Origin of the sequence: Nibrella viscosa (assembly GCF_039541875.1) — a bacterium.
Lineage (GTDB): Bacteria > Bacteroidota > Bacteroidia > Cytophagales > Spirosomataceae > Nibrella > Nibrella viscosa.
Window position 1 is genome coordinate 113164 of sequence record NZ_BAABHB010000005.1, and the last position, 23647, is coordinate 136810.

Below are 23647 nucleotides of genomic sequence, written 5' to 3' on the forward strand. Positions count from 1 at the left end.
GGGTGTTTCGTCCATCTTGCAGGAGTTTCCGGGCTGTTTTGAGCCAACCCGCTTTCATTCGCAGATTGTAAAGCCATGATTAAATAACCAGGTGCCAACTGTCAGGATTCCGTAAAATCGCCTATGCTAAACCGCGTTCTCCTTTTCCTGCTCCTCACGACCACAGGCTGCGCCACCAAACAGCAGACCGATACAGCATCGAAGCCCAACATCCTCATCATCTATGCCGATGATCTCGGTTACGGCGATGTGAGTGCCTATGGACAGGGTACGCTGAAAACGCCTAACATCGACGAACTGGCCGCTTCGGGCATCCGGTTCACCAATGGATACGCCACGTCGGCTACGTGTACGCCCAGCCGGTTCGCGCTGCTGACGGGCGTATATCCCTGGCGCAACAAAAACGCCAAAATCCTGCCCGGCGACGCCCCCCTGCTCATCGACACGACCGCTACTACGCTGGCCAGTATGCTCAAAAAGCAGGGCTACGAAACAGGGGTTGTGGGTAAATGGCACCTCGGACTGGGCAGCGGCAGCGTAGACTGGAACAAGGCCATTGCCCGAACACCCAACGACATTGGCTTCGATGAGTCGTACATCATGGCCGCCACCGGCGACCGCGTACCGACAGTCTATGTCGAGAACCGGAAGGTAGCGGGCCTGCAGGCCAACGACCCGCTGTACGTGAGTTACAAAGAAAACTTCGAGGGACAGCCTACCGCCCTGACCAATCCCGAACTGATGACCAAAATGAAGTGGCATCACGGCCACAACCAGAGCATCCATAACGGCATTCCGCGCATCGGCTACATGAAAGGCGGCAAGTCGGCCCTGTGGATGGATGAAACCATGGCCGAGGTCTTTCTGGACAAAGCCAAAGCGTTTATTGACGCGCATCAGGCCAAAAAATCAGGAGACCCGTTCTTCCTGTATTACGCCCTGCACGAGCCACACGTACCGCGGGTACCGGGGGCAACGTTTGCCGGAAAATCGGGGCTTGGGCCGCGTGGCGATGCTATTCTGGAAGCCGACTGGTGCGTGGGTGAAATCAGGAAAAAACTTGAAGCCGATGGTCTGTTAGCCAACACCCTGATTATTTTTTCGAGCGATAACGGTCCGGTTTTGAATGATGGGTATTACGACGAGGCCGTCGAGAAAAACGGCAGCCACACGCCCTGGGGTTCGTTGCGGGGCGGCAAATACAGTTTGTTTGAAGCCGGTACGCGGGTGCCGTTTATTGTCTCATGGCCCGGCCGCGTCAGGCCGGGCCACGTCAGGCCCGGCCGGATTCAGAAAGGGGTGTCAGACGCGCTGGTGTGTCAGCTTGATTTACTAAGTTCGCTGGCCGCGCTGGTCGGCAGCGATGCAAAAACCACCGACAGCGAAAATCTGCTCGGTGCCTTGCTGGGCGAGTCGGAAACGGGGCGGAAAAATCTGGTGCTGGAAGCCTCCGGACGGCTGGCGTTTCGGTCGGGCGAGTGGGTGTTTATTCCAGCCTATCCGGGCCGGCCGCTCAACAAAGAGGTTAATATCGAAACCGGCCTGAGTCAGCAGCCTCAATTGTATAACCTCCAGACTGACCCCGGCCAGCGAACCAATCTGGCTACGACTAACCCACAAAAAGTAGCCGAACTGGAGAAACAGATGAAGCAGATAGCGGGTGATGCATACCAGGCTAAAACGGAAGCGTTAAAACTACAATGAGATGAGCCTTCAGCGCTTTTGGTTAATGATTACTGGTATCGGCGCGGGAATCGCACTGCTTCAAGGCTATGGAGCAGGATCGCAGGCGGCCCACCCCTCCTTCGGGACAACAGCAATCCGGCGTACACAACCCCCTAACATTATTCTGATTCTGGTGGACGATATGGGTATTGGCGACGTGAGCTGTTACCGGCATACGGCTAGTTCTTTACCACCCACACCCAACATTGACCGGCTGGCGGCAGAGGGGATCCGGTTCACAAACTACTACAGCGCGGCCCCCATCTGTTCGCCCTCACGGGTAGCACTCACCACCGGCCTGGTAGCAGGCAAATGGAACATCACCTCTTTTCTGGCTGAGCGCAAACACAACCGCACCTGCGAACAGGCCGATTTCCTGGACGTGTCGGCACCCTCAGTGGCGCGGCAGCTCAAAACGGCGGGCTACGCAACAGCCCATTTTGGCAAGTGGCACATGGGCGGTGGGCGCGACGTAGCTAATGCACCGGGCATCAATCAATACGGGTTTGATGAATACGCCAGTACCTGGGAAAGTCCCGACCCCGACCCGTTGCTGACCTCGACCGACTGGATTTGGGCCAAAACCGACTCCATCAAACGCTGGAATCGCACGGCATACTTCGTAGACAAAACGCTGGAGTTTCTGAAACGCAATCCTGGTAAGCCCTGCTACATCAATCTCTGGCCCGACGATGTACACACACCCTGGGTACCCGACGAAACAACCCTCGCCGACCATCCGAAAGGCACCGAAAAGCCTCGCGAATTCAGGCTGGTACTGGCCGAACTGGACAAACAGATTGGCCGGTTGATGACCGGCTTGCAAACGCTGGGTATCGACCAGAACACGCTCGTCGTTTTTACCTCCGACAACGGCGCCTTGCCTACCTTTGAGGGTGACCGCTCCGGTATCTATCGGGGCAGCAAACTTTCGCTCTACGAAGGCGGCATCCGAATGCCGTTTATTGTGCGCTACCCCGCCCAAACGCCCAAAGGCTTGACGGACAACAAGTCTGTGCTTTGTGCCACCGACTTATTTCCCACCTTTCTGAGTCTGGCAGGCCAAAAACCCGCCAAAACGGGGGATGGGATAAACGCAGCCGCCATCTTGCTGGGCAAACCTAACGTCCGCCCAGTACCGATTTTCTGGGAGTACGGTCGCAACGATATTTCCTTCCGCTACCCCGCCGGGCGCGACCGCAGCCCCAACCTCGCCATGCGACAGGGCCAATGGAAACTACTCACCAACGACAACGGTAGCGGTACCGAACTTTATAACCTCGCCATTGACCCGTCGGAAAAGAACGACGTATCGGCGCAGGAACCCAGCCTTGTCAGCACCATGAAAGCAAAGTTGCTGGCCTGGCGAAAAGCCCTCCCAGCCACCACAGTACCAGCAACCCCAGAAAAGCCAAAACCTGGCAGAATCAGGTAACCCTATTAGTATTCCGTAAGAACCCTGCCTATTGAGAAACGCCTGGCGGTAAGCGGTCAATTCCCCGCCTTCTCCGGCGATTCGATGTTGAAGATATTGCTTCGCTCTTCCCGCTTCCGGATACCGAAGTTATAGCGCAGCGTCAGGCCAAACCGGCGGGTGTCGCTCCGGCGGAGGCCGTTAGCCGATAGGCTCCCCTGCTGAATAGTGAACTGGTAATAGTTGGTAAAGAACAGATCATTGGCCGTCAGCGTCACCATCAGTTTATCATCGAGGAAGCGCCGGTTCAGGCTCAGGTTAAGAGCACCAAAGTTACTCAGCTCGTAAAACTGAAGTTGTCCGTTGGTGCGGATAAACCCGTTGAGGGTAAACGTAGATCGCCGGTCGATCTTGAGCTGATGATAGGTAAAAAATGACCAGCTACCGCGCTGGAAATTTAGCGGCCGGCCTTCATATAAGCCGCTGTAATCGTTATAGTTGAACTGCCCTCCGAACACAAAGAAGTACCGCTTAATAGGTGGGATACCCGCCAGAATCCGGAAGTACGTTTCTCGATTGGTGCCCAAGTTATCGTAAGTACGAAAAGCCAGACTCCGGTTATTAGGGTCCTGGTATACTACATTGGTAAATATATCACGGGTGTGATTGCGGCCCAGGGCAAACAACGGCCGGTCTTCTACGCTGATGTTCACTTCATAGTTCTCCGTAAACTGCGGCCGCAGCGCCGGATTACCTGTTTCGTATAGGTACTGGTCTACGTAGCGGGGGAACGGATTCAGGTAGTCGTACACTGGTCGGGTAATAGACCGGCGATATACCAGATAGCTACGCACCTCATACCCGGCGATTTTGGCCACCCGCCGGCTCAGGTACACGTAAGGGAACAGGTCGGTGCGGTTGATTTGAAAGGAAGTATCGGCTGGTACCCGCTGCCGCCCATACATATTGGTATTTTCCAGCCGGACTCCTCCCTTCAGCAGAAACGCACCGAATCCTTTAGAAGCCTGCACATAGACGGCATTGATGTTCTCCCGGTAATTAAAGGTATTCGTTCGGAAGCGGTCGGGTATCCGCCGATCACTTACCTTTCTGAAATACGCCGACTCGCTGGTAAAATACTGAGCTGTAGTTTTGGCACCCGTTTCGAGCTTGATAGTGGGCGTTAGCTTATACTTCAGATCAATCTGGGCGGCTCCCAGATGGCGCAGGTTGTCGAATGAGCCGTCACCAGCAGTCCCAGGTCTGATGGGTAACAGGTACTGCGTGGTAAAGTCCTGTAAACCCCGGTTACCGATCAGGTTGTACGAGACATCGGTTGTCAGTTCGGAGCCGATGGTGTCAATTTTGTACTTAGTCGAAAACCCCTGGCTGAAGGAAAGAATGCGGTTTTGGTTACTGACCTGGTTCAGGTTTTCCGTCAATAAGCGTCCTGTGCTGAGTTGAATGATCTGGTTATCGTTACCCGCCTGCGAGTTGTTCTGATTCCACGAAAACCGGCCATCCAGGTCAATCGCCCACCGCTGGTTCAGCTCAAAGCCCAACCCGTAACCGGCATAAAATGTATGCGCCGGAAAGGTCGTGTATGCATCCTGCCGCAGCAGCGAGTCGGGCGAGAACCGCCGGTTGGTCTGAATCTCTTCGTACATATTCCGGCGGGTATAGTTCAGGTTCAGGTACGCCGTGCGGCCGTTCTGGCTATTGTTCAGGTTGATGCCGGCAAACTGATTACCAAAGCGTCCCTGGTTAAAACCCGCATTGGCCGAACCGGTGAGACCAATTTTCACGCCCTTCTTCAGCACAATATTCACAATGCCCCCACTGCCGGCCGCATCATACCGGGCTGAAGGCGTTCGCATGATCTCTATTTTGGCGATACTGTTGGGCGGCAGGCTTTTCAGCATGGAGGCAATATCGGCCGCGCTCATCTTCTGCTCCCGGCCGTTGATATAGATGGTGGCCGGGGTGGTACTGCTCAGGTAAACATTACCGTCGGGGTCCAGAAAAACGCCTGGCGATTTTTCCATGATCTCGTAGGCGCTGGTGCTGGTATTGGCAATCGGCTCCGGATCAACAATTGTCTTATCGTCTTCCTGCGTTACCAGCGGTTTGGCGGCCGTAACCGCTACCGTTTGCAGGGTAATATTGTCTTCCTCCATCACCAGTGCCAATACTGATTGCCCCGTAACCGGCTTAACCACCCGCTGCAATGCTTTCAGGCCTACCGAGGTGGCCAGTAGCCGGTATGTCTGCCCCTTCTGCACCTGAAAGGCGGCCAGACCGGTGGTATCGCTGATGGTATACAAATGCCGGGTGGTGTCGGTGATGCTGGTCAGGCGGAGTGTTGCGCCCACAACAGGTTGCCGGTTGGCTTCCTGCAACCGGACACGGAAGGGAAAGGTTTGTGCCCAAAGCGCAGGCAACGTAGTTTGTATGATGATCAGAGAAAGAACCCCTAATCGTAAAAATAAGCGCATAGGGCCGCGTTTAAACTTCAAAGATAAACTCTGAAATATAAAATTTGGCACATTTTAGCCTTTTACCTAATAATTTGCCTGCCAAAGTGGTAGTTTGGTTGATAACCTATTCCCAAACCAGCTATGCTATGAAAAAGCTATTTAGTTTACTGCTTCTGCTGGCCATACACGACTATGGCTAACCAGACACTCACAAGCCTATTGAAGAGTGACTGATTCATGCCGGCGTCTGGAGCGGCAATTCCTGGCGTAGGTTGCCCAATTCTGATGATGTTCGCCCCTGGCTGCAATTGTTAAAACAGGCTACCCTGTCTCTCAATTTTTTAGCGTAATTTTGCGCCAAACCGCCGGAGCGGTCAATTTTAAACTGATGTCCAAATAAAAATCATGAAAATTGCAGTAGTAGGAGCTACCGGCCTGGTCGGTGGCGAAATTATGAAAGTGCTGGAAGAGCGTAACTTCCCCGTAACCGAACTGATTCCCGTAGCATCTGAGCGTTCTGTTGGTAAACAGGTTACGTTTAAGGGTAAACAGTACACGGTGGTGAGCTACGAAGACGCCATCGCGGCCAAACCTGCCATTGCCATTTTCTCAGCCGGTGGCAGCACCTCCCTGAAACTGGCTCCGCAGTTTGCCGAAGCCGGTATTACTGTGGTAGATAACTCCTCGGCCTGGCGCATGGACCCCACCAAAAAACTGGTGGTGCCGGAGATCAACGCCGGCGAACTGACCAAAGACGATAAAATCATTGCCAACCCCAACTGCTCGACCATTCAGATGGTGGTGGTGCTGAATCCCCTGCATAAAAAGTACAAAATCAGGCGCGTGGTGGTATCGACCTACCAGTCGGTAACCGGTACGGGCAAAGCGGCCGTTGACCAGTTGTTTGCCGAGCGGGCCGGCGATAAAGAAGCGCCGAAGGTATACCCGCACCCGATTGATTTGAACGTGCTGCCGCACATCGACGTATTCCTCGACAATGGCTATACCAAAGAGGAAATGAAGATGACCAATGAGACCAAAAAGATCATGGGCGACGACAGCATCGCCGTGACCGCCACCACGGTCCGGATTCCGACCATCGGCGGCCATTCGGAAGCGGTGAACATTGAATTTGAGAACGAATACGACCTGGACGAGGTACGAGCCATCCTGAACGAAACTGAAGGCGTAGTGGTGCAGGATGATCCGAAAAACTTTCTGTACCCGATGCCGCTGACGGCCCATGGCAAGGACGAAACCTTTGTGGGCCGCATCCGTCGTGACGAAAGTCAGCCCAACACGCTGAATCTGTGGATTGTAGCCGATAACCTCCGCAAAGGAGCTGCGACCAACGCCGTTCAAATTGCTGAATACCTGGTGCAGCACGCATTAGTGTAGGAAAATCGCAGCCAAACAATACGCCCGCTGGTCAGCACCAGCGGGCTTTTTTGTATCCTTACTATCCTTGTGCTGTGGGGAATTGCAAACCTTTTCGGCTAAATATAGTCCTACTTATAGGAATACTATTACGCTTATCCACTCAACAGTATGAAAATACCAAATTACCTAAGCCTTATTCCGGTATTAGTGCTTCTGGTCGTTGGTACCGTTAGGGCGCAGGAGATTCGCACGGAACCGGCCGATACCACACAACGGGTGTCGCCCCCGCCCATCCGGCCTGATACGACCCAGCTTAACTCCGCCGACCGGCTGGATACCATTCAAACACGACCCGCACCGGCCATTGAGTCGGCTATCGGTATCCCGCAGTCGCCAACCACTCCCCAGCCTACAGCCTTACCCGAGCGCCGGCCCGCCAGCGAAGGTGCGGAAAGTACCGCCCGCATAGGCCGGGTAGCCGGCCGGCTGATGGCCACCCAAAACGGCAAAAACCAACCCGTCGAGTTTGCCAGTATCGGTGTCTTCCGTAGCCGCGACTCCAGTACGGTGGCCGGTACCCTTACCGACGAACGCGGGTATTTCCAGCTGGAAGGCCTGCCACCGGGCAATTATTATATCCTGATCCAGTCGCTGGGTTTTGAGGCCAAACGGCTGCCATCGGTAGCCATCAGCTTCCAGGACCCGGAGGTGGATCTGGGCAATGTGGTCATGAACGAAAGTGTCCGGCAGCTTCAGGAAGTGGTGGTGCAGGGGCAAAAGCAATTAATGGATTACTCCCTCGATCGTAAAATCGTGAACGTCGACCAGCTACCGACCACCCTCGGTGGTACAGCCGTCGATATTCTGCAAAATGTGCCCTCGGTAACGGTGGATGTAGACGGTACCCTCAGCCTGCGCGGCAGCAGCAATGTCATTGTCCTGATCAACGGAAAGCCTTCCGGCTTAACCGGTCTCGACCGGCAGGCGGTGCTGGAACAGGTACCCGCCAGTAATATTGAGCGCATTGAAGTAATTACCAATCCGTCGGCCCGGTACGATGCCGACGGGGGCGGTGGAATCATCAACATAGTCCTGAAAAAAGAACGGGCACCGGGCCTGAACGGCAATGTGCAAGTAAACGTGGGTACCCGCGACAAATACAATGCGTCGGTCAACCTGAACTACCGGGTTAACAAATTAAATCTGTTTGGCAGCTATAACTTCCGTGACGAACGACGGTTCAGTTACCGCGACTCCGACCGGCAGAACTTCTTTGCCGGTGATTCGACCAGTTTTCTGGTGCAGCGCAATGACGGTGTTCGGAACAGGGTCAATAATAACCTGCGGATTGGTTTTGACTATAGCCTCACGCCCCGCGACAATATATCAGCTTCCGTCCTGTACCGGCCGGAATACAGCCGGAATACCCAGATCGAGACCTTCAACACCCTTGATGCCAATCGGGCTCTGCTAGGCCGGATTATCCGCAACACCGCCGAGCGGGAGCCCGAAACGGGTTTTGACTACAACGTTGGCTACCGGCGTACCTTCCCGAAAAAAGGCCGTGAGTTGAATATTGATGGGACACTAACCAACCGGTTGGGCACCGAATACACAGATTACACGCAGAGCCTGCAATTACCGGAGTTTCTGATTACGCCTAATCTGCGGGCCAACCAGCAGCGGAGCACCAATCAGAGCGATAACCGCATTGGAATACTGCAACTGGATTTTGTGGAGCCTCTAAAAAAGAAAAAGCGGCTGGAGACTGGCCTGAAATACACCTACCGCCGGTTGGGGGCCGATTATGTTTTTGAGGATTTTCTGGACGGAAGCTGGCGACTGAACCAGAACATCTCCAACAATTTTATCTACAACGAGCAAACCAGCGCGGCTTACGTTAACTTCAGTGACGAAGTCAAAAAGTTCAGCTACCAGGTAGGGCTCCGGACAGAATACACCGCTATTGAGACCGATCAGCGCACAACGGGTCAGCGCAACCGGCGCGATTACATTTACTTGTTCCCGAGCGCCTTTATCAACTACAATTTCAGCGATGCCCAGAAGATGCAGGTCAACTACACCCGGCGCATCAACCGGCCGTGGGTGCGGGCACTGAACCCGTTTATCGACCTGACCGATCCCCTGAATATTTCCTTTGGTAACCCCATGCTAAATCCGGAGCTCGTCAACTCTTATGAACTCAGCCATCTGTGGTACGGCAAAACCACTTCGCTGACAAGTACGCTATTTTTCCGACAGACAACGAATGATGTGACCCGGTACCGCACCCTCCGCGAAGATGGCGTTACCGAAACAACCTATCTGAACCTAAACCGCTCGCAAAACTACGGTCTGGAGGTGGTAGTCACCCAGGAACTGCTGCGCTGGTGGAAGGTAAACGGTAATTTCTCGTTTTTCCAGTCCACTATTCAGCCGGGCCCGGGCATACCCAACCTACTAACGCGGACCAACCGGAGCTGGACCACCCGCCTGAATTCGACCCTGAGTCCGTGGAAAGGCACCGACCTGCAATTGACGCTCAATTACCGGTCGCCGTTTATTGTGGCGCAGGGGACAATTCAGGGCTTTTTCAATGTAGATTTCGGGTTGAAACAGGATGTCCTGAAAGGCCGTGGTTCTATCAACTTCCGGGTGAGCGATATTTTCAATACGCTACAGTTCCGGATCAACAGCTTTGGGCCAAACTTCGAATCGTATACAGTAGCCAAGCGTGAATCCCGTATTGCATTCATCGGCTTCAGCTACCGCCTGAGCAAACAGGTTACCCGCGAACGTGAGCGCCAGCGCCGGAACCGCGACGAAGGCAGCGACTCGGCCGGAGACAGCGAATTTTAGGCGAGCCGGGTCTGTACAGGCCAATCACGTAAAAACACCGTAACTTTAGGGCGCCGTTGACGCTAACAGCACTGGCTTGCTCCAGTGCTGAACGGCTTGTTGCATGAAAAACTACCGATATATAATTGGTATGGCCGCTCTGCTGCTGTTGGCCGGCCTGTACTACTACGTTTCCGTTAAGCAGCGTGCCGTTCGGGTTCCAACAGCCGGCGTAGCGCTATCCTTCGATGATCGGTTTATTGAAGACTGGTATCAGCTACGCCCCTTATTCCGGCAATACAATGCAAAGGCTACATTTTATATTTCGCAGTTTGACAGCCTGTCGGATAACGACAGGCGACTGCTGGACGAATTAGCTCAGGATGGTCATGAAATAGGATGCCACGGTGCCATTCACACCAATGCGGTTGATTTCATCAAAGGAAGAGGGCAGGAAGATTATCTGAACAGTGAAATCAGGCCGGCGCTGGCAGCTATGCGCCGGGCCGGGTATACGCCCAGTTCTTTTGCATATCCGGGAGGAGCCCGCAACAGAGAAACGGATAAACTCCTGTCCACCTATTTCTCAAGCCTGCGCGACGTTACCAAAATTGAACGAACCCTTGCGGGTATTTCTCTGCGCCGACCGGCCGGGTGGATGTTTGAAGCCTACTCAACGTTTGCCTCCGACGGGCTTTTCTTCGCACTATCAATTGACAATGGTGATGGGTTAACGCACAAAAACATCGACGCCAGCCTGGATAAAGCCGCTAATGATCAGTCGGTGCTGGTTTTGTTCGGTCACCAGCCCTTCTTTCAGCAGCAGCCACCTGGGTCATACGGGTTCGATGTAGCCCGCTTACGCTACATTCTTCAGGAGGCCAGTCGCCGGCATCTTCGGTTTTATACCATGTCAGAGCTAGTCCGACCGGGGTGAGGAGTTTTTAGAGAACTGCCCAAACCGTTCTTTCACGCGCAGGAACGGCTTTTCGAAATAGGTATATGATAATGCGGACACCAGGACGGATAAGCCGATAGCGAGCGGATACAGTATACTGTTGAAGGCCACGGCAGACAATCCAGGCGCTAAAAACCGGTTTATGCAATTAATGACCAGGACAATAACGGCCGTGTGGTACATATAGGTGCCATAGGAGATCTTTCCCAGAAAAGAAATAGCCGGAAACTCCAGATTAATGATTGAATCAGGATTGGCGGCTACATTCATGATAAAAAAGCAGAAAAACAGCGCGTAAAACTCCAGATTTACTCCTGACATATAAAAACCCGTGCCCAGGCAATAAACCAGCGTAGTGTACACAATCACCTGTACATCTCTGCGAAACAGGAAAGCCAGCACTCTTACCTGTTTCGAAAAAATAAGCCAGGAGCCCAATCCGCCAATAATCATGGTTAAGATCCTGAACTGGCTAAGGTAATGCCCGGTGAAATTCGACACCACCTCAGGCGATAAATTAGCCCGGTCCAGTGTTATCCATACGTAGCTGAAACAGAAAATGGCCAGACCGTAGATGACAACCGGCCGCAACGCCCGGATCAGGGTAGCACTACCAATTACCAGAGGCCATAGCACATAAAATTGTTCTTCAACGCCCACAGACCAGGTCTGAGCGCACAGATAAGGCGATTGGTATAGGATGAACCCGAAATTGGGCAGCATACATAAGAACAGGGCCAATCGTTTATAAAAATCAGCGTCGTAGATATAGCCGGCCGGCCGGCCATCATAGAACAGGGATAAATGGGGAAACACAAAAAAAGCAAGCAGCACAACCAACAAGTAGAGCGGCCATATTCGCAATACCCGGCGGACGTAAAAATTACCAAGTTCGATTTTTCCTTTTCTGTTTTTCTCAACCAGCAACAGAAAGGTTATCAGGAAGCCACTCAGAACAAAGAAAAGGCCAACACCCAGCTTCCCCATATCTTTGATAAGGTGGTTATCGTAGATATTATGTAAGCTGAACACTTCCTTTACCTGTTCAAGGTGGTGAATCAAGACCGAAAAGGAGGCAATAAAGCGAACCCCATTCAGGTTCGGAAAGTAGATAGTCTTTTTGGATACTAGTGTTTCCAGATGATCGGCCAGCTGACTCTCACGAGTCAGTCGGGAAACAACCCCTCTCTTTAAAACCAATCGGCTACTTCGTAAGCTATTTGTTAACTGAAGCTTCATATCGTTGTGATCATCCCGGAGGAAAACGCTTATTCCCATTAGCCTGCTTCGGTAGAAAACCCGGTTCTCTAAAAAGCCAAAAGGCCTAAGCATTCCGGAAAGGAGTACTTAGGCCTGTATGGGGTGCCGAAGGCGAGACTCGAACTCGCATGCCCGTGAAGGCACACGCCCCTGAAACGTGCGTGTCTACCAATTTCACCACTTCGGCATTTTTATTGCCCGGATTCGTGAATCGGGACTGCAAAGGTAGTGCCCCAGACAGGTTTTTGCAAGACCCTGCCGCCAATTTTCCCGAAAAATTTTGCTTTTCTACAGCAGCAGATACCTGTTGTTCCATCATTCAGGGTTTACAATTCGACCGACTCCAGCATATCCGGAATCTCAACGTGCCGAAAACCAGCAGCTTCCAGTTTGTTTTTAAAAACAAGCTGCCGCTCGTATTCGCCATGCACCAAAAACATTTTTTTTACCTGCGCCGGGTTCTGGCAAGCCAGATATTGAATCATCTCCTGGTAATCGCCGTGGGCGCTGAAAGAATCCATCACCTCGACCTTTGCTTTTACGTCGTAGGTCTCTCCGAAAATCTTCACGCGCCAGTCGCCCCGCTTGAGCGCACCGCCAAGGGTATTGGGAGCAGCATAGCCTACCAGTAGTATGGTGTTGCGGGCGTCGCCGATGTTGTTCTTGATATGGTGCTTGATCCGGCCCGCTTCGGCCATGCCCGATGAGGAGATGATAATGCAGGGGCCCTGCCAGTTGTTAATCGCTTTAGAGTCTTCCACATCGGATACGTAATGAAGGTTGGGAAAATCAAAGGCATCGCCGTCTTTTTCGATGTAATCCAGAATCTCCGGGTTGAAATCTTCTTCATGCGCCTGCATCACTTTGGTTGCCTTTACTGATAGGGGGCTGTCGATAAACACCGGCAGCACCGGTAGCTTGCCATCGTGGGAGAGTCGGTCGAGGGCATAGATAAGCTCCTGTGTCCGGTCTACGGCAAAGGCCGGAATGATGATTTTGCCGTGCCGTTTCACGCAGGTGTCCTCCACAATCCGGAGCAGGTGTTCCCGCATATCGGGTTCCGGCTCGTGCAGTTTATCACCGTAGGTCGATTCGCAGATGATGTAATCAGCCTGCGGGAACGGCGCAGGCATCCGGAGAATTTTATCGTAAGGCCGTCCGATATCTCCGCTGAAGAACAGATGTTTTTCAACTGGTTTTCCATCGGCACCGGTTTCACGAATGGTCAGGCTGACAGCGGCACTGCCGAGGATGTGGGCGGTATCGGTAAATTGAAAGCTAATAGCGTCGTCAATCCGGAAGACCTGCGCGTAGCCTACCGGCTGTATCAGGTCCAGGGCGGCACTCACGTCGCGTTCGTCGTAAAGTTGCTCCAGCAGGGGCCGTCCCTGCCGGAGACGCCGGCGGTTGAGCCGCTCCAGGTCTCGTTCCTGAATGCGGGCGCTGTCGAGCAGCATAATCTCGCAGAGGTCGGCGGTGGCCGGCGTGCAATAGATGGGGCCGGAGAAGCCTTTGCGCACCAGCCGGGGTATCAGGCCGGAGTGATCAATGTGGGCGTGCGACAGGATGAGGTAATTGACAGAAGAGGCATCAAAGCCTAAATCCTGGTTCAAGCCTTCGGAATCGATACCCTGGAAAAGTCCGCAGTCCAGTAAAATCTTTGTTCCTTTTTCGGTAGTTACCAGGTGCTTGCTGCCGGTAACGGTACGGGCGGCCCCATAAAATTGTAGCTCCATCAAGTTCTTGATTTGAAAATCAGACGGTAGACTTAGACTCCGGACGTTAGACGTTAGATATCAGCCCTGAAAAATTATCATCAATTTTCCTTATTTTTCTTTGCGCCCTTTGCGTTTACACTAAAACACGCGCCAAAGATTGAAAAAAATAACCAGCATCGCTAGGCAACTTACTCGACCCCTCTTGATAAAGCTAGCAGGCGGGCTAATGCTCGTCTTTGGCCTGCTGGACACCCTACTCCCCATCAACACCCGTGTCGACTATTCGACCGTTGTTACGGCCGCCGACAGCACCATCCTCCAGGCGTTTCTGAACCGGCAGGACAAATGGCGGATGTACGCCGAACTACCGGAAATTACCCCAACGCTCCGCAGCGCGATCGTCTACAAAGAAGATCGTTATTTTTACTACCACCCTGGTATCAACCCGCTGGCGCTGATCCGGGCCGCCGGAAAGAATCTGTTCAGCGGCCGGCGTACCTCTGGTGCTTCCACCATTACCATGCAGGTAGTGCGGCTGCTGGAGCCCCGGCAACGCACCTACGGCAGCAAGTTTATCGAAGCCTTCCGGGCACTTCAGCTCGAACTGCATTACTCCAAAGATGAAATCCTGCAACTGTACCTTAACCTGATTCCATATGGCAGCAATATCGAAGGCCTGAAGTCGGCCTCACTGCTCTACTTCGGGAAACCGCCGAAGCTGCTCAGCCTGGCCGAAATTACCACGCTGGCCATCATCCCCAACCGGCCGTCGAGCCTGCAATTGGGCATCAACAATGCCTATGTGATGCAGGAGCGAAACCGATGGCTGCGTCGCTTTGGGGAAGCGGGCTTATATGAAAATTCTGTTATTGCCGATGCACTGGAGGAGCCGCTGACAGCCCGCCGGCGGGAGGCTCCCCGGCAGGCTCCTCATCTGTCGCTCCGGCTCAAACAGGCGAATCCCGGTATGCCAATCATCCGGACAACAGTGCGCCCGGCCGTGCAGGCGGCCGCCGGGCAACTGGTGCAGAACTACGTCAACCGCGTGCGGGCCTTAAACATCCACAATGCCGCTGTGCTGGTCATCAATAACCAGACGATGGCGGTAGAAGCATACGTTGGCTCGGCCGATTTTGCCAATGCGCTCGACGGCGGACAGGTCGATGGCGTGCGGGCGGTGCGCTCGCCCGGCAGTACGCTGAAGCCCATGCTGTACGCCCTGGCGTTCGACAAGGGGCTGATTACCCCCAAAAGTAAGTTGAACGATGTGCCGACCAACTTCGGCGGCTACGAACCCGACAACTACGACCAGCGCTTCAACGGAGCTGTGACGGCGGAGTTTGCCCTCGCCAACTCGCTCAATATTCCGGCGGTAAAGCTGCTGAAAGAAATCGGCACGCCCACCTTTACCGGACTGCTCCGGAAAGCCGCGTTTACTACTATCCGGAAACAATCCAAAGATTTAGGTCTGTCCATGATTCTGGGCGGCTGCGGGGTTACACTGGAAGAAATGACCAGGCTGTTTACCGCGTTTGCCCATGAAGGGCAGCTAAAAGGCTTAAACCTGACCGTCTCAGCGTCTTCAGGAGAAGGCACGCGGCTCATTTCTCCCGAAGCGGCCTTTCTGGTTACCAACACCCTTACCCAGATTACCCGCCCGGATTTGCCGAACAATTTCGATAATAGCTACCACCTGCCCCGCATTGCCTGGAAGACCGGCACCTCCTACGGCCGACGCGATGCCTGGAGCATCGGCTACAACCGGCATTATACCGTAGGGGTGTGGGTCGGCAATTTTTCCGGCGAAGGCGTACCCGAACTCAGCGGGGCCAATACGGCCACGCCCCTGCTGTTCCAGCTTTTCAACACCATCGATTATAACTCGGCCAAAGGCTGGTTTCTGCCGCCGAAGGGCCTTGCCAGCCGGGCCGTTTGTCCGGAGAGCGGACAGGTACCGGGCGAATTCTGCACCGGCCGGGCGGTGGATTACTACATCATGGGGGTAACCCGCTACCAGCGCTGCCGGCATCAGAAGTCGGTCTTTACCAATCCGGCAGGCACCCTCAGCTACTGCGCCCACTGCCTGCCCGACAGGGGCTATGTACAACGACACTACCCCAACCTGTTGCCGGAACTGATTGCCTACTATGAAATAAAACGAATTCCCTACGCGGCCATACCGGTGCACAACCCCGCCTGCGAACGCATTTTCGAGCCGGGTACCGACCAGCAGGCGGCTCCGTTTATCGCCAGCCCCAACAACCGCAGTGAGTACTTTATAGACCCGAAAGCCCCGGCCGATATGCAATTAAGTTGCCAGACCGGTAACGAGGTGCGCACCGTGTACTGGTACCTTAACGACAGGCTGTACTGCAAAGCCCGGCCCACGGAAGCCGTTTTCTTTAAACCCCGGCCGGGAGTGCTGAAAATTTCCTGTGCCGATGACCGAGGCCGCCATTCCGACATTCGGGTTCTTGTTAAGAGTCTGTGAGTTCCTTTGTTTTTCCTCTACTTTTTTGCACTTTTCGGACCTCATTTTCATCTTTAACCAATTCCATGAAAACTGTAGTTTCTCTACTTGTAGCTTTACTCGTTACCTTGTCAACATTTGCCCAAACTGCTAACAACGCGCAGGACCCAACTGCCGCTACCAATAGCTTCTTCAAAGCCCTGCTGGACGAAGACAGTAACGCTTTATCGCAACTGCTGGTCAGCGACTTCACCTTCACCAGCGTCGATGGTCGCCTGCTCGATAGAGAGCTTTTGCTGACGGCTATAGGCGGAGGTTACCTGGTTATTGATAATGCGTCGGTTTCAAATCTGATTACCCGTACCTACAACGACAACGCGGCCATTGCCATCGGCAACTGGAAAGCCAAGGGGGCGGCTCAGGGTCAGACATTTGATAATACGGTAGCGTTTACGGTGGTAACGGTTAAGCAGGGTGGGCTCTGGCGAGTAGCCGGTGTGCAACTTTCGCCCAGGCCCTGACCTTTTACTAAACCAAAATGGCAATATGAAAACCCGTGCTTACCTTGAGCGTGGGTTTTTTCGTTATCAGATAAATCCTACCCCATGAACGTCCACCGTATCCTGAAAGCCTCCCTGGCATTAGCCGTGTCCGGATTCCTGTTTTGGCATTGCGCCCGGCTCTCCAATACCCTCTCTGTGGTCGGCCGCAACTTCGAGGATGAAGTGCAGCGTACTCAGAACCTGACCTTCACCTTCAATAAGAACCTGGTTCCCGAAAGCCGCCTGAACGAATGGGATTCTACGGAGTACGTGCGTTTTAAACCGGCCGTGCGCGGCAAGTTCCGCTGGGTAGCCGCCAACGAACTGGTATTTTCTCCGGCCGTCTCCTTCGACCCGGCGACCAGCTACCGCGCCGAACTCACCGACGCCCTGCTGACCAGCGAGGAACATAATGACCTGAGCGTTTCAGGCGAAGAGATTACCTTCCACACGCCTTACCTCCAACTGACCGGCACCGAAAGCTGGTGGAGCCGGTCGCCGGAGAGCAATCAGCCGGTGGCTAAAGTCCGGCTAAATTTCAACTACCCGGTCAACGCGCTGGAGGTGGGCAGTAAGGCAATGGTACTGGCAGATGAGAAGCCACTAACAACGCAGGTAGTCGTAGGCGGAGAAACCAGCAGTGTCGAGTTCACGGTAGCCAACGCCCCGGCTGAGCACAACACGCAGCCGCTGGCGGTGCGGGTTGATAAGGGGGTCAAAGTCCTGAATACTTCCTACCAGACCAGCGAGGTACTGAAGCAAACCGCCGGCCTGCCTTCGCGCTACCGCGTCGAGGTCATGGATGTGCAGACGGGTTTTGAGCAGAACCAGGGCTTTGTCCGGGTCATTACCACGCAGGAGTTGCAGCCCGAGAACCTAAGCCGCTACTACAGCCTGCAACCGCAGGTAAACACCACGGCCGAACTGACCAAAAACGGCTTTATCATCCGGGGTAATTTTTCGGAAACCGATAACTACGTACTGACGCTGACGGACCAGATTCGCGGAGTTCTGAATACGCAGTTGGAAGAGCCGGTGACACGGGACCTGTTTTTCGGGAAAATGCCGGCCAGCATCAGCTTTGCCACCAAGAAGGCCTTATACCTGTCGGCCAAAGGCCCGCGCAATATCGGGTTGAACATCGTGAACGTGCCGCAGGTGCAGGTAAAAATTGCCAAAGTGTACGAAAACAATCTGCTGCACTACCTCCGGATGGGCCGCTACGAAGAGTACACCCAGCGCGAAGATGCGTGGGCTCCTTCCGGCAACTTTGTGTATAACGATGACAATGAAAATCAGTTTAGCGATGTCCTGGTCAACAAAACGCTGTCGACGCGTGACCTGCCAAAAGTTCAGAACGTCTCCGTCCTGAACCTGAGCCTGCCGGTGCAATCCAATAACCGGCGTGGCGTATACGTGGTAACGGTAGGCTCCAAAGAATCGGCGTACCTGAACGCCAGTCAGCTCGTGTCGGTATCGGACATTGGGCTGATTGCCCGGCAGACGGCCGATGATGTGCTGGTTTTTGCGAACTCCATCCGGACGACCGAACCGCTATCGGATGTAGAGGTCACTCTGGTGAGTACCAACAATCAGTTTGTGGCCACGACCAAAACCGACAGCAAAGGTCTGGCGCGGTTTGAGAAGGTGAGCGAAACCGCCCCCGGTTTCAAAATAGCGATGCTGACCGCCCGCACCGATGACGACTTCAACTTTTTGTCGTTGCCCGATTCCCGCGTGGAGACCTCACGGTTCGAAGTGGAAGGCAAGCGAGACAACCCATCCGGTTTTGACGCTTTCATTTACGGCGACCGCAACATCTACCGCCCCGGGGAAACCATCCATTTTAACACCATTGTCCGTACCCAGCGATGGCAGAGCGTGGGCGAAATTCCGCTGACCATCCGGGTGCTGATGCCCAACGGCCGCGAATACCGGGCGCTCCGCAAAACGACCAATGCCGAAGGAGCCATTGCCACCGACATTGCCCTCGACCCGGCCACCGTTACCGGCACCTACACCATTGAGGTGCTGAACGCCAACGAAACCCTGCTGGCTTCCCGGCCGGTGAGCGTCGAAGAATTTATCCCCGACCGCATCAAAGTGGATGTGCTCACCGACCGAACCGTTTACCAAACTGGCCAAACTATCACCCTGTCGGCTACGGCCCAGAACCTGTTCGGTCCGCCGGCTGCCGACCGGACCTACGAAATGGAGCTTCAACTGAAGCAGAAAGCTTTTGCACCGAAAGGCTATGAGGAATACGTGTTCGATATTCCGAACGAAACCGTGTTCCAAAAAGACCTGCGGCAAGGCCGGACCAATGCCAACGGACAGGCGACCGAGCGTTTTCTGCTCCCGGCTACGTACCAGGACATCGGCCTGCTGGAGGGAAAACTGTTTGTGACAGTCTTCGACGAAAACGGTCGCCCGGTGAACCGGCTCCAACGCCTGGACATTCTGACGCAGAAAACCTTTTTCGGCATCCGGCTCGCCGACCGCTACGTAGCCACCAACGTACCGCTGGCCGTTGAACTGGTAGCGCTGAATAAAGACGGTCAGCCTCAGCCAAACGCTACGGCTACCGTGGAGGTAGTCCGGTTTGAGTACCAGACGGTCATTGAAAAACAGTATGACCAGTACCGCTACACCACCAAACGGCGGGAAAAACCAGTGTACAGCAACACACTCACGTTCCACAGCGACAAAAGCAGGCCGGGACTGGCTTCGTTCCGCTACGTGCCTACCGTCTCGGGCGAGTACGAGATTCGGGTACATCGGCCCCGGTCGGGGGGAGAAGAGCCGGGTACGGGTTACACGGCTGTGCCTTTCTACGCCTATGGGTACGGCAGTACGCAGGCATCGTCTTTTGAAGTCAGCTCCGAAGGGCAGGTGCTGATGGAGTTCGACAAGCCGGCGTACACCACGGGCGATAAGGTGAAAGTTTTGTTCAAAGCGCCCTTTAACGGCAAACTGCTGGTAACGATTGAACGCAACCGGGTGCAGGAACACCACTGGCTCACCACCGACAACAAATCGGCTGAGTGGAGCTTTCCGGTCAAGGACGAACACCTGCCCAATGTGTACATCACGGCCACGCTCATCCGGCCGATGGACCAAGTCAACCTGCCCCTGACCGTTGCCCACGGTTTTGCGTCGGTGCCGGTAAGTGATGCCGACACCAAACTGCCGGTAGCCATCTCAGCCGCCACGCAGTCGCGTTCCAAAACGAAGCAGACCATTCGGGTAAAAACGAAACCGAACACGCAGGTAACACTGGCGGTGGTCGATGAAGGTATTTTGCAGATAAAAAACTTCCAAACGCCGGATGTTCACGGCTTCTTTTACCAGAAGCGGGCGCTGGAAGTGGGTAGTCATGATTTGTACGCCCTGCTGTTTCCGGAGCTTTCGCTGGCGTCAACCTCCAGCGTCGGCGGTGACGGGTACGACGGGCAACGGCGTGTGAACCCGCTCAGCAACGGCCGGGTCAACCTGGTATCGTTCTGGAGCGGGGTGCTTACCACAGGCAGCAACGGTGAAGCTGAATTTACGGTCCATATTCCGCAGTTCTCCGGCGATTTGCGGGTAATGGCGGTGGCGTACAAAGGCAATGCCTTCGGCTCGGCCGCAGCCAATATGAAGGTGGCCGACCCGATTGTCATCAGCACGGGTCTGCCGCGTTTCCTTAGCCCCGGCGATGTTGTAGAAGTGCCGGTCAACCTGAGCAACACCACTAACAAAGCCACTCCCATAACGGCCACGCTGAGCCTGACGGGGCCACTCGCTGCCGACAGCCTGACCACCCGCAGCCTGACCATCCAACCCGGCCGCGAAGCACGGGCGGTGTTCAGGGTAAAGGCGCAGCAGGCCATCGGTCCCGGCTCGGTGCTGATTACCGTCAATGGCTTGGGCGAACGCTTTACGGAGAAAACCGACATCACCGTTCGGCCGGCCGCTTCATTGCAAAAGACGACCATAGCGGGTTCGGTAGCCGGTGGACGAAGTCAGGCAATAAACCTCGCAGGTGGTTTTCTGCCCGGTACCAGCCGGTCCAGTCTGGTGGTGAGCCGTTCGCCGGTAGCGCAGTTTGGGCGGGAGTTATCGTACCTGCTGGGCTATCCGCACGGCTGTCTGGAGCAGACCATCTCGAAGGCGCTGCCGCAGCTTTACTTTGCCGATTTAGCCCGAAGTATCGGCTCCGGCAATGTGTACTTCGTGCGGACGGGCGAGAGCGACCTCAACCCGTCAACCAATGTTCGACAGGCCATTCAGAAGATTGAAAGTATGCAACTGCACAACGGCGGTTTCAGCATATGGCCGGGAACAACGGTCACCACGGTAGTCCGGGGCGGCAATCGGGTAGAGGTCAATACACCGGAGGAAATCTGGATCAGTGCCTACGCCGTTCATTTCCTCACCGAAGCCCGGCAGGCCGATTATGAAGTGCGCAATGCCGTATATAGCAACGCCATCGACTATCTGACCAGCCGCACCAGCAACCCGGCGATGGAAGAAGAGATCCGGTACGATGAAGCCGGTGGGCGGTCGGTGCGCAAAGTAGCCAGCCGGAGTAATCTATACGGCCTGTACGTGCTGACATTGGCGGGTGTTCCGAACCGGGCGGCCATGAACTACTACAAGCAGAACAGTACCCTGCTGACGCCGGATAGTCGCTACCTGCTGGCATCCGCCTTCTACCGAATCGGCGACACGCGCAGTTACCAGGCCCTGTTGCCCAAGCAGTACAATGCTACTATTCAGTCCCGCCAAACTGGCGGCAGTCTGGCCTCTCCCCTGCGGAACCTGGCCCTGACGCTGAATACGCTGGTGGATACCGACCCCGATAACCTGCAAATTCCGACACTGGCCCGGCAGTTGTCTACGGCTCTCCAACAAACCCAGTACATCAATACCCAGGAAGCTGCTTTCGGTTTTCTGGCTCTGGGCAAACTGGCCCGCAAAGCCATTGCCGGAACCGTTACCGCCACCGTCAGCCAGAACGGCAAAACGTTGGGCACTTTTACCGGTGCCGACCTGCGCCTGAATCGGCTGGCTACGGGAGCCGCCGTGACGATAAACGCCCAGGGCTCCGGCAGCGTGTACTACTTCGGGCAGAGCGAAGGCGTGCCGGCATCGGGCAAAATACCCGAACAGGACAACGGCCTGCGGGTGCGCCGGACCTACCTCAGCCGCAACGGGCAGCCACTCAGCAGCGTCCGTCAGAACGACCTGGTTGTGGTAAAAATCACCCTGAGCAGCACCACCGGCCTGCCCGTCGACAATGTGGTGATTACCGACCTGCTGCCTGCCGGCTTCGAGATTGAGAACCCCCGCCTGACCGAGCCTAGGGATATGCCCTGGATAGAAAAGCCCACCAAGCCGGAGCATTTCGATGTGCGCGACGACCGCATCAATTTCTACACCGATGCCGGCGGCAGTGAACAAGCCTTCTACTACCTCGTCAGAGCGGTATCTAAGGGAAGCTTTGTGGTGGGGCCGGTCTCCGCCGATGCGATGTACAACCCGGAATTGCGGAGCTACAACGGAGCCGGCACGGTGAAGGTCAATTGATATACGCTCAACTTCTTGCGGTGCTAATTCCGGTTAGCACCGCTTTTTTGTACTCTTTTTGCAACTTTGCGGAAATCTCACTTTCGTATGGCTCTGATAAAACCTGTTCGCGGCATCCATCCTCAATTCGGCGAAAACTGCTGGTTTGCCGATAACGCAACCATCGTCGGCGACGTAACGATGGGCCGCGATTGCACTGTCTGGTTCAACGCTGTGGTCCGGGGCGATGTGAATTCCATTACGATGGGCGACCGCTGCAATGTGCAGGACGGAGCCGTTATTCATTGTACCTATCAGCGCTTTAAAACCACCCTCGGCAACTACGTTTCCATCGCCCACAACGCTATCGTTCACGGCTGCACTATTGAAGATAAGGTGCTGATTGGCATGGGCGCTATTGTGATGGACGGCGCGCATATCGGCTCTGGCTCCATCATTGCCGCCGGAGCCATTGTCACCCAGAATACCAAAGTACCACCCGGTTCGGTTTACGCCGGTAACCCCGCCCGCTTGCTCAAGACCGTCACGCCGGAGCTGGAAGAAATCTTTATGCGCACGGCCAACAATTACGTCATGTACGCAGAATGGTTTAAGTAGGGCAAAGTTTACGCCTGCTCCGCTTCCCGCTCCTGCTTCATATCCCGACGTGCATTTATGTATCCCTTGATGACGGTGAAGGTGGTAATAGCCAGAAAAAAGATGATGATATAGCCGACATAATCGATGAAGCCGGGGAAGGTTTCGCCGAGGTAAAATCCGCCACCGACCAGCGTTACTACCCAGATAGCCGCGCCAATTACATTATAAAGCATAAAATACCGGAAATCCATTTCGATCAGTCCTGACAGAATGGGGGCAAACGTGCGAACAACCGGCAGAAAACGGGCGATAATCAGGGTACGGCTCCCGTATTTCAGGAAGTAATTGCGCGTAGTTTCAATATGTTTCTTTTTAAAGAGCAGCGAATCGGGCCGGTTTCGGATGCGGTCGCCGAAGAAGCGCCCGGTTACATATCCGGTAAGCGAGCCTAACACAGCTGCTCCAAAAATGCAGAGCAGCATCAGCCAGAGTGGTACGTCCAGAATGCGCGTGCCGGCAAACATACCCGACAAAAACAGCAGGTAGTCACCCGGCAGAAAGAAGCCGAAGAACAGACCGTTCTCGATAAAAATAATGAGGGTTATCAGCACCAGGCCTCCGGTGCGAATAATTTCCTCGGAATTGAGCAGGTAACGGAAAAAGTCAATAATCTGGTCCATATCAGTAAAACGGAGCTGCCCTCCGTTTGCTCGGT

The 23647-nt window shown here is 54.4% G+C and carries 13 protein-coding genes and 1 tRNA gene; 9 read left to right on the plus strand and 5 right to left on the minus strand.

Annotated elements, in window-relative coordinates; translation table 11 throughout:
• The first annotated feature begins 123 nt into the window (after nucleotides 1-123).
• Nucleotides 124-1704, plus strand: coding sequence for a sulfatase family protein (locus tag ABD931_RS14290; protein WP_345268211.1), 1581 nt, complete (start codon nucleotides 124-126; stop codon nucleotides 1702-1704).
• Between the two features lie 25 nt (nucleotides 1705-1729).
• Complete coding sequence (locus ABD931_RS14295) at nucleotides 1730-3160, plus strand: sulfatase-like hydrolase/transferase (protein ID WP_345268213.1); 1431 nt, start codon at nucleotides 1730-1732, stop codon at nucleotides 3158-3160.
• A gap of 56 nt (nucleotides 3161-3216) precedes the next feature.
• Here ABD931_RS14295 and ABD931_RS14300 read toward each other — a convergent pair whose 3' ends face one another.
• Nucleotides 3217-5634: a TonB-dependent receptor gene (locus tag ABD931_RS14300; RefSeq protein ID WP_345268215.1), complete on the minus strand. Its 2418-nt coding sequence runs from the start codon at nucleotides 5632-5634 to the stop codon at nucleotides 3217-3219.
• Between the two features lie 387 nt (nucleotides 5635-6021).
• Between ABD931_RS14300 and ABD931_RS14305 the strand changes: the two genes are divergently transcribed.
• The 3 genes from ABD931_RS14305 to ABD931_RS14315 all read left to right on the plus strand — a co-directional run bounded on the left by ABD931_RS14305 (nucleotide 6022) and on the right by ABD931_RS14315 (nucleotide 10771).
• Entirely contained in the window at nucleotides 6022-7014 is a 993-nt protein-coding gene (locus ABD931_RS14305) for an aspartate-semialdehyde dehydrogenase (protein WP_345268217.1), read from the plus strand.
• Nucleotides 7015-7164: 150 nt separating this feature from the next.
• Nucleotides 7165-9855 (plus strand): TonB-dependent receptor, encoded by a 2691-nt coding sequence (locus tag ABD931_RS14310; protein ID WP_345268219.1) that lies wholly within the window; start codon nucleotides 7165-7167, stop codon nucleotides 9853-9855.
• A gap of 103 nt (nucleotides 9856-9958) precedes the next feature.
• A complete protein-coding gene (locus ABD931_RS14315; protein ID WP_345268221.1) occupies nucleotides 9959-10771 on the plus strand; it encodes a polysaccharide deacetylase family protein in 813 nt (270 codons plus the stop codon).
• On the opposite strand, the gene ABD931_RS14320 is transcribed toward ABD931_RS14315, so the two are convergent.
• From ABD931_RS14320 to ABD931_RS14330, 3 genes are all read right to left on the minus strand, one after another.
• Nucleotides 10754-11992 (minus strand): acyltransferase family protein, encoded by a 1239-nt coding sequence (locus tag ABD931_RS14320; protein WP_345268223.1) that lies wholly within the window; start codon nucleotides 11990-11992, stop codon nucleotides 10754-10756. The genes ABD931_RS14315 and ABD931_RS14320 overlap by 18 nt on opposite strands.
• A gap of 163 nt (nucleotides 11993-12155) precedes the next feature.
• Nucleotides 12156-12239 (minus strand) — tRNA-Leu (locus ABD931_RS14325).
• A gap of 139 nt (nucleotides 12240-12378) precedes the next feature.
• Nucleotides 12379-13788 (minus strand): MBL fold metallo-hydrolase RNA specificity domain-containing protein, encoded by a 1410-nt coding sequence (locus tag ABD931_RS14330; RefSeq protein ID WP_345268225.1) that lies wholly within the window; start codon nucleotides 13786-13788, stop codon nucleotides 12379-12381.
• A 208-nt stretch (nucleotides 13789-13996) separates the two neighbouring features.
• Between ABD931_RS14330 and pbpC the strand changes: the two genes are divergently transcribed.
• From pbpC to ABD931_RS14350, 4 genes are all read left to right on the plus strand, one after another.
• A complete protein-coding gene (gene pbpC / locus ABD931_RS14335) occupies nucleotides 13997-16261 on the plus strand; it encodes a penicillin-binding protein 1C (RefSeq protein WP_345268745.1) in 2265 nt (754 codons plus the stop codon).
• 65 nt (nucleotides 16262-16326) lie between these two features.
• Entirely contained in the window at nucleotides 16327-16761 is a 435-nt protein-coding gene (locus ABD931_RS14340; RefSeq protein ID WP_345268227.1) for a nuclear transport factor 2 family protein, read from the plus strand.
• Nucleotides 16762-16845: 84 nt separating this feature from the next.
• Complete coding sequence (locus ABD931_RS14345) at nucleotides 16846-22353, plus strand: alpha-2-macroglobulin family protein (RefSeq protein WP_345268229.1); 5508 nt, start codon at nucleotides 16846-16848, stop codon at nucleotides 22351-22353.
• A gap of 87 nt (nucleotides 22354-22440) precedes the next feature.
• Nucleotides 22441-22950, plus strand: a complete 510-nt coding sequence (locus tag ABD931_RS14350; protein WP_345268231.1) for a gamma carbonic anhydrase family protein — start codon at nucleotides 22441-22443, stop codon at nucleotides 22948-22950.
• Nucleotides 22951-22958: 8 nt separating this feature from the next.
• On the opposite strand, the gene ABD931_RS14355 is transcribed toward ABD931_RS14350, so the two are convergent.
• On the minus strand, nucleotides 22959-23612 hold the full coding sequence (locus tag ABD931_RS14355) for a DedA family protein (RefSeq protein WP_345268233.1): 654 nt from the start codon (nucleotides 23610-23612) through the stop codon (nucleotides 22959-22961).
• Between the last annotated feature and the right edge of the window lie 35 nt (nucleotides 23613-23647).

Excerpts from the sequence above, each read along its gene's own strand:
- ABD931_RS14315 (WP_345268221.1), top strand. The coding sequence starts at position 9,959 with ATGAAAAACTACCGATATATAATTGGTATGGCCGCTCTGCTGCTGTTG.
- ABD931_RS14355 (WP_345268233.1), bottom strand. The coding sequence starts at position 23,612 with ATGGACCAGATTATTGACTTTTTCCGTTACCTGCTCAATTCCGAGGAA.
- ABD931_RS14340 (WP_345268227.1), top strand. The coding sequence starts at position 16,327 with ATGAAAACTGTAGTTTCTCTACTTGTAGCTTTACTCGTTACCTTGTCA.
- ABD931_RS14305 (WP_345268217.1), top strand. The coding sequence starts at position 6,022 with ATGAAAATTGCAGTAGTAGGAGCTACCGGCCTGGTCGGTGGCGAAATT.
- ABD931_RS14350 (WP_345268231.1), top strand. The coding sequence starts at position 22,441 with ATGGCTCTGATAAAACCTGTTCGCGGCATCCATCCTCAATTCGGCGAA.
- ABD931_RS14290 (WP_345268211.1), top strand. The coding sequence starts at position 124 with ATGCTAAACCGCGTTCTCCTTTTCCTGCTCCTCACGACCACAGGCTGC.
- pbpC (WP_345268745.1), top strand. The coding sequence starts at position 13,997 with ATGCTCGTCTTTGGCCTGCTGGACACCCTACTCCCCATCAACACCCGT.
- ABD931_RS14310 (WP_345268219.1), top strand. The coding sequence starts at position 7,165 with ATGAAAATACCAAATTACCTAAGCCTTATTCCGGTATTAGTGCTTCTG.
- ABD931_RS14330 (WP_345268225.1), bottom strand. The coding sequence starts at position 13,788 with ATGGAGCTACAATTTTATGGGGCCGCCCGTACCGTTACCGGCAGCAAG.
- ABD931_RS14300 (WP_345268215.1), bottom strand. The coding sequence starts at position 5,634 with ATGCGCTTATTTTTACGATTAGGGGTTCTTTCTCTGATCATCATACAA.
- ABD931_RS14295 (WP_345268213.1), top strand. The coding sequence starts at position 1,730 with ATGATTACTGGTATCGGCGCGGGAATCGCACTGCTTCAAGGCTATGGA.
- ABD931_RS14345 (WP_345268229.1), top strand. The coding sequence starts at position 16,846 with ATGAACGTCCACCGTATCCTGAAAGCCTCCCTGGCATTAGCCGTGTCC.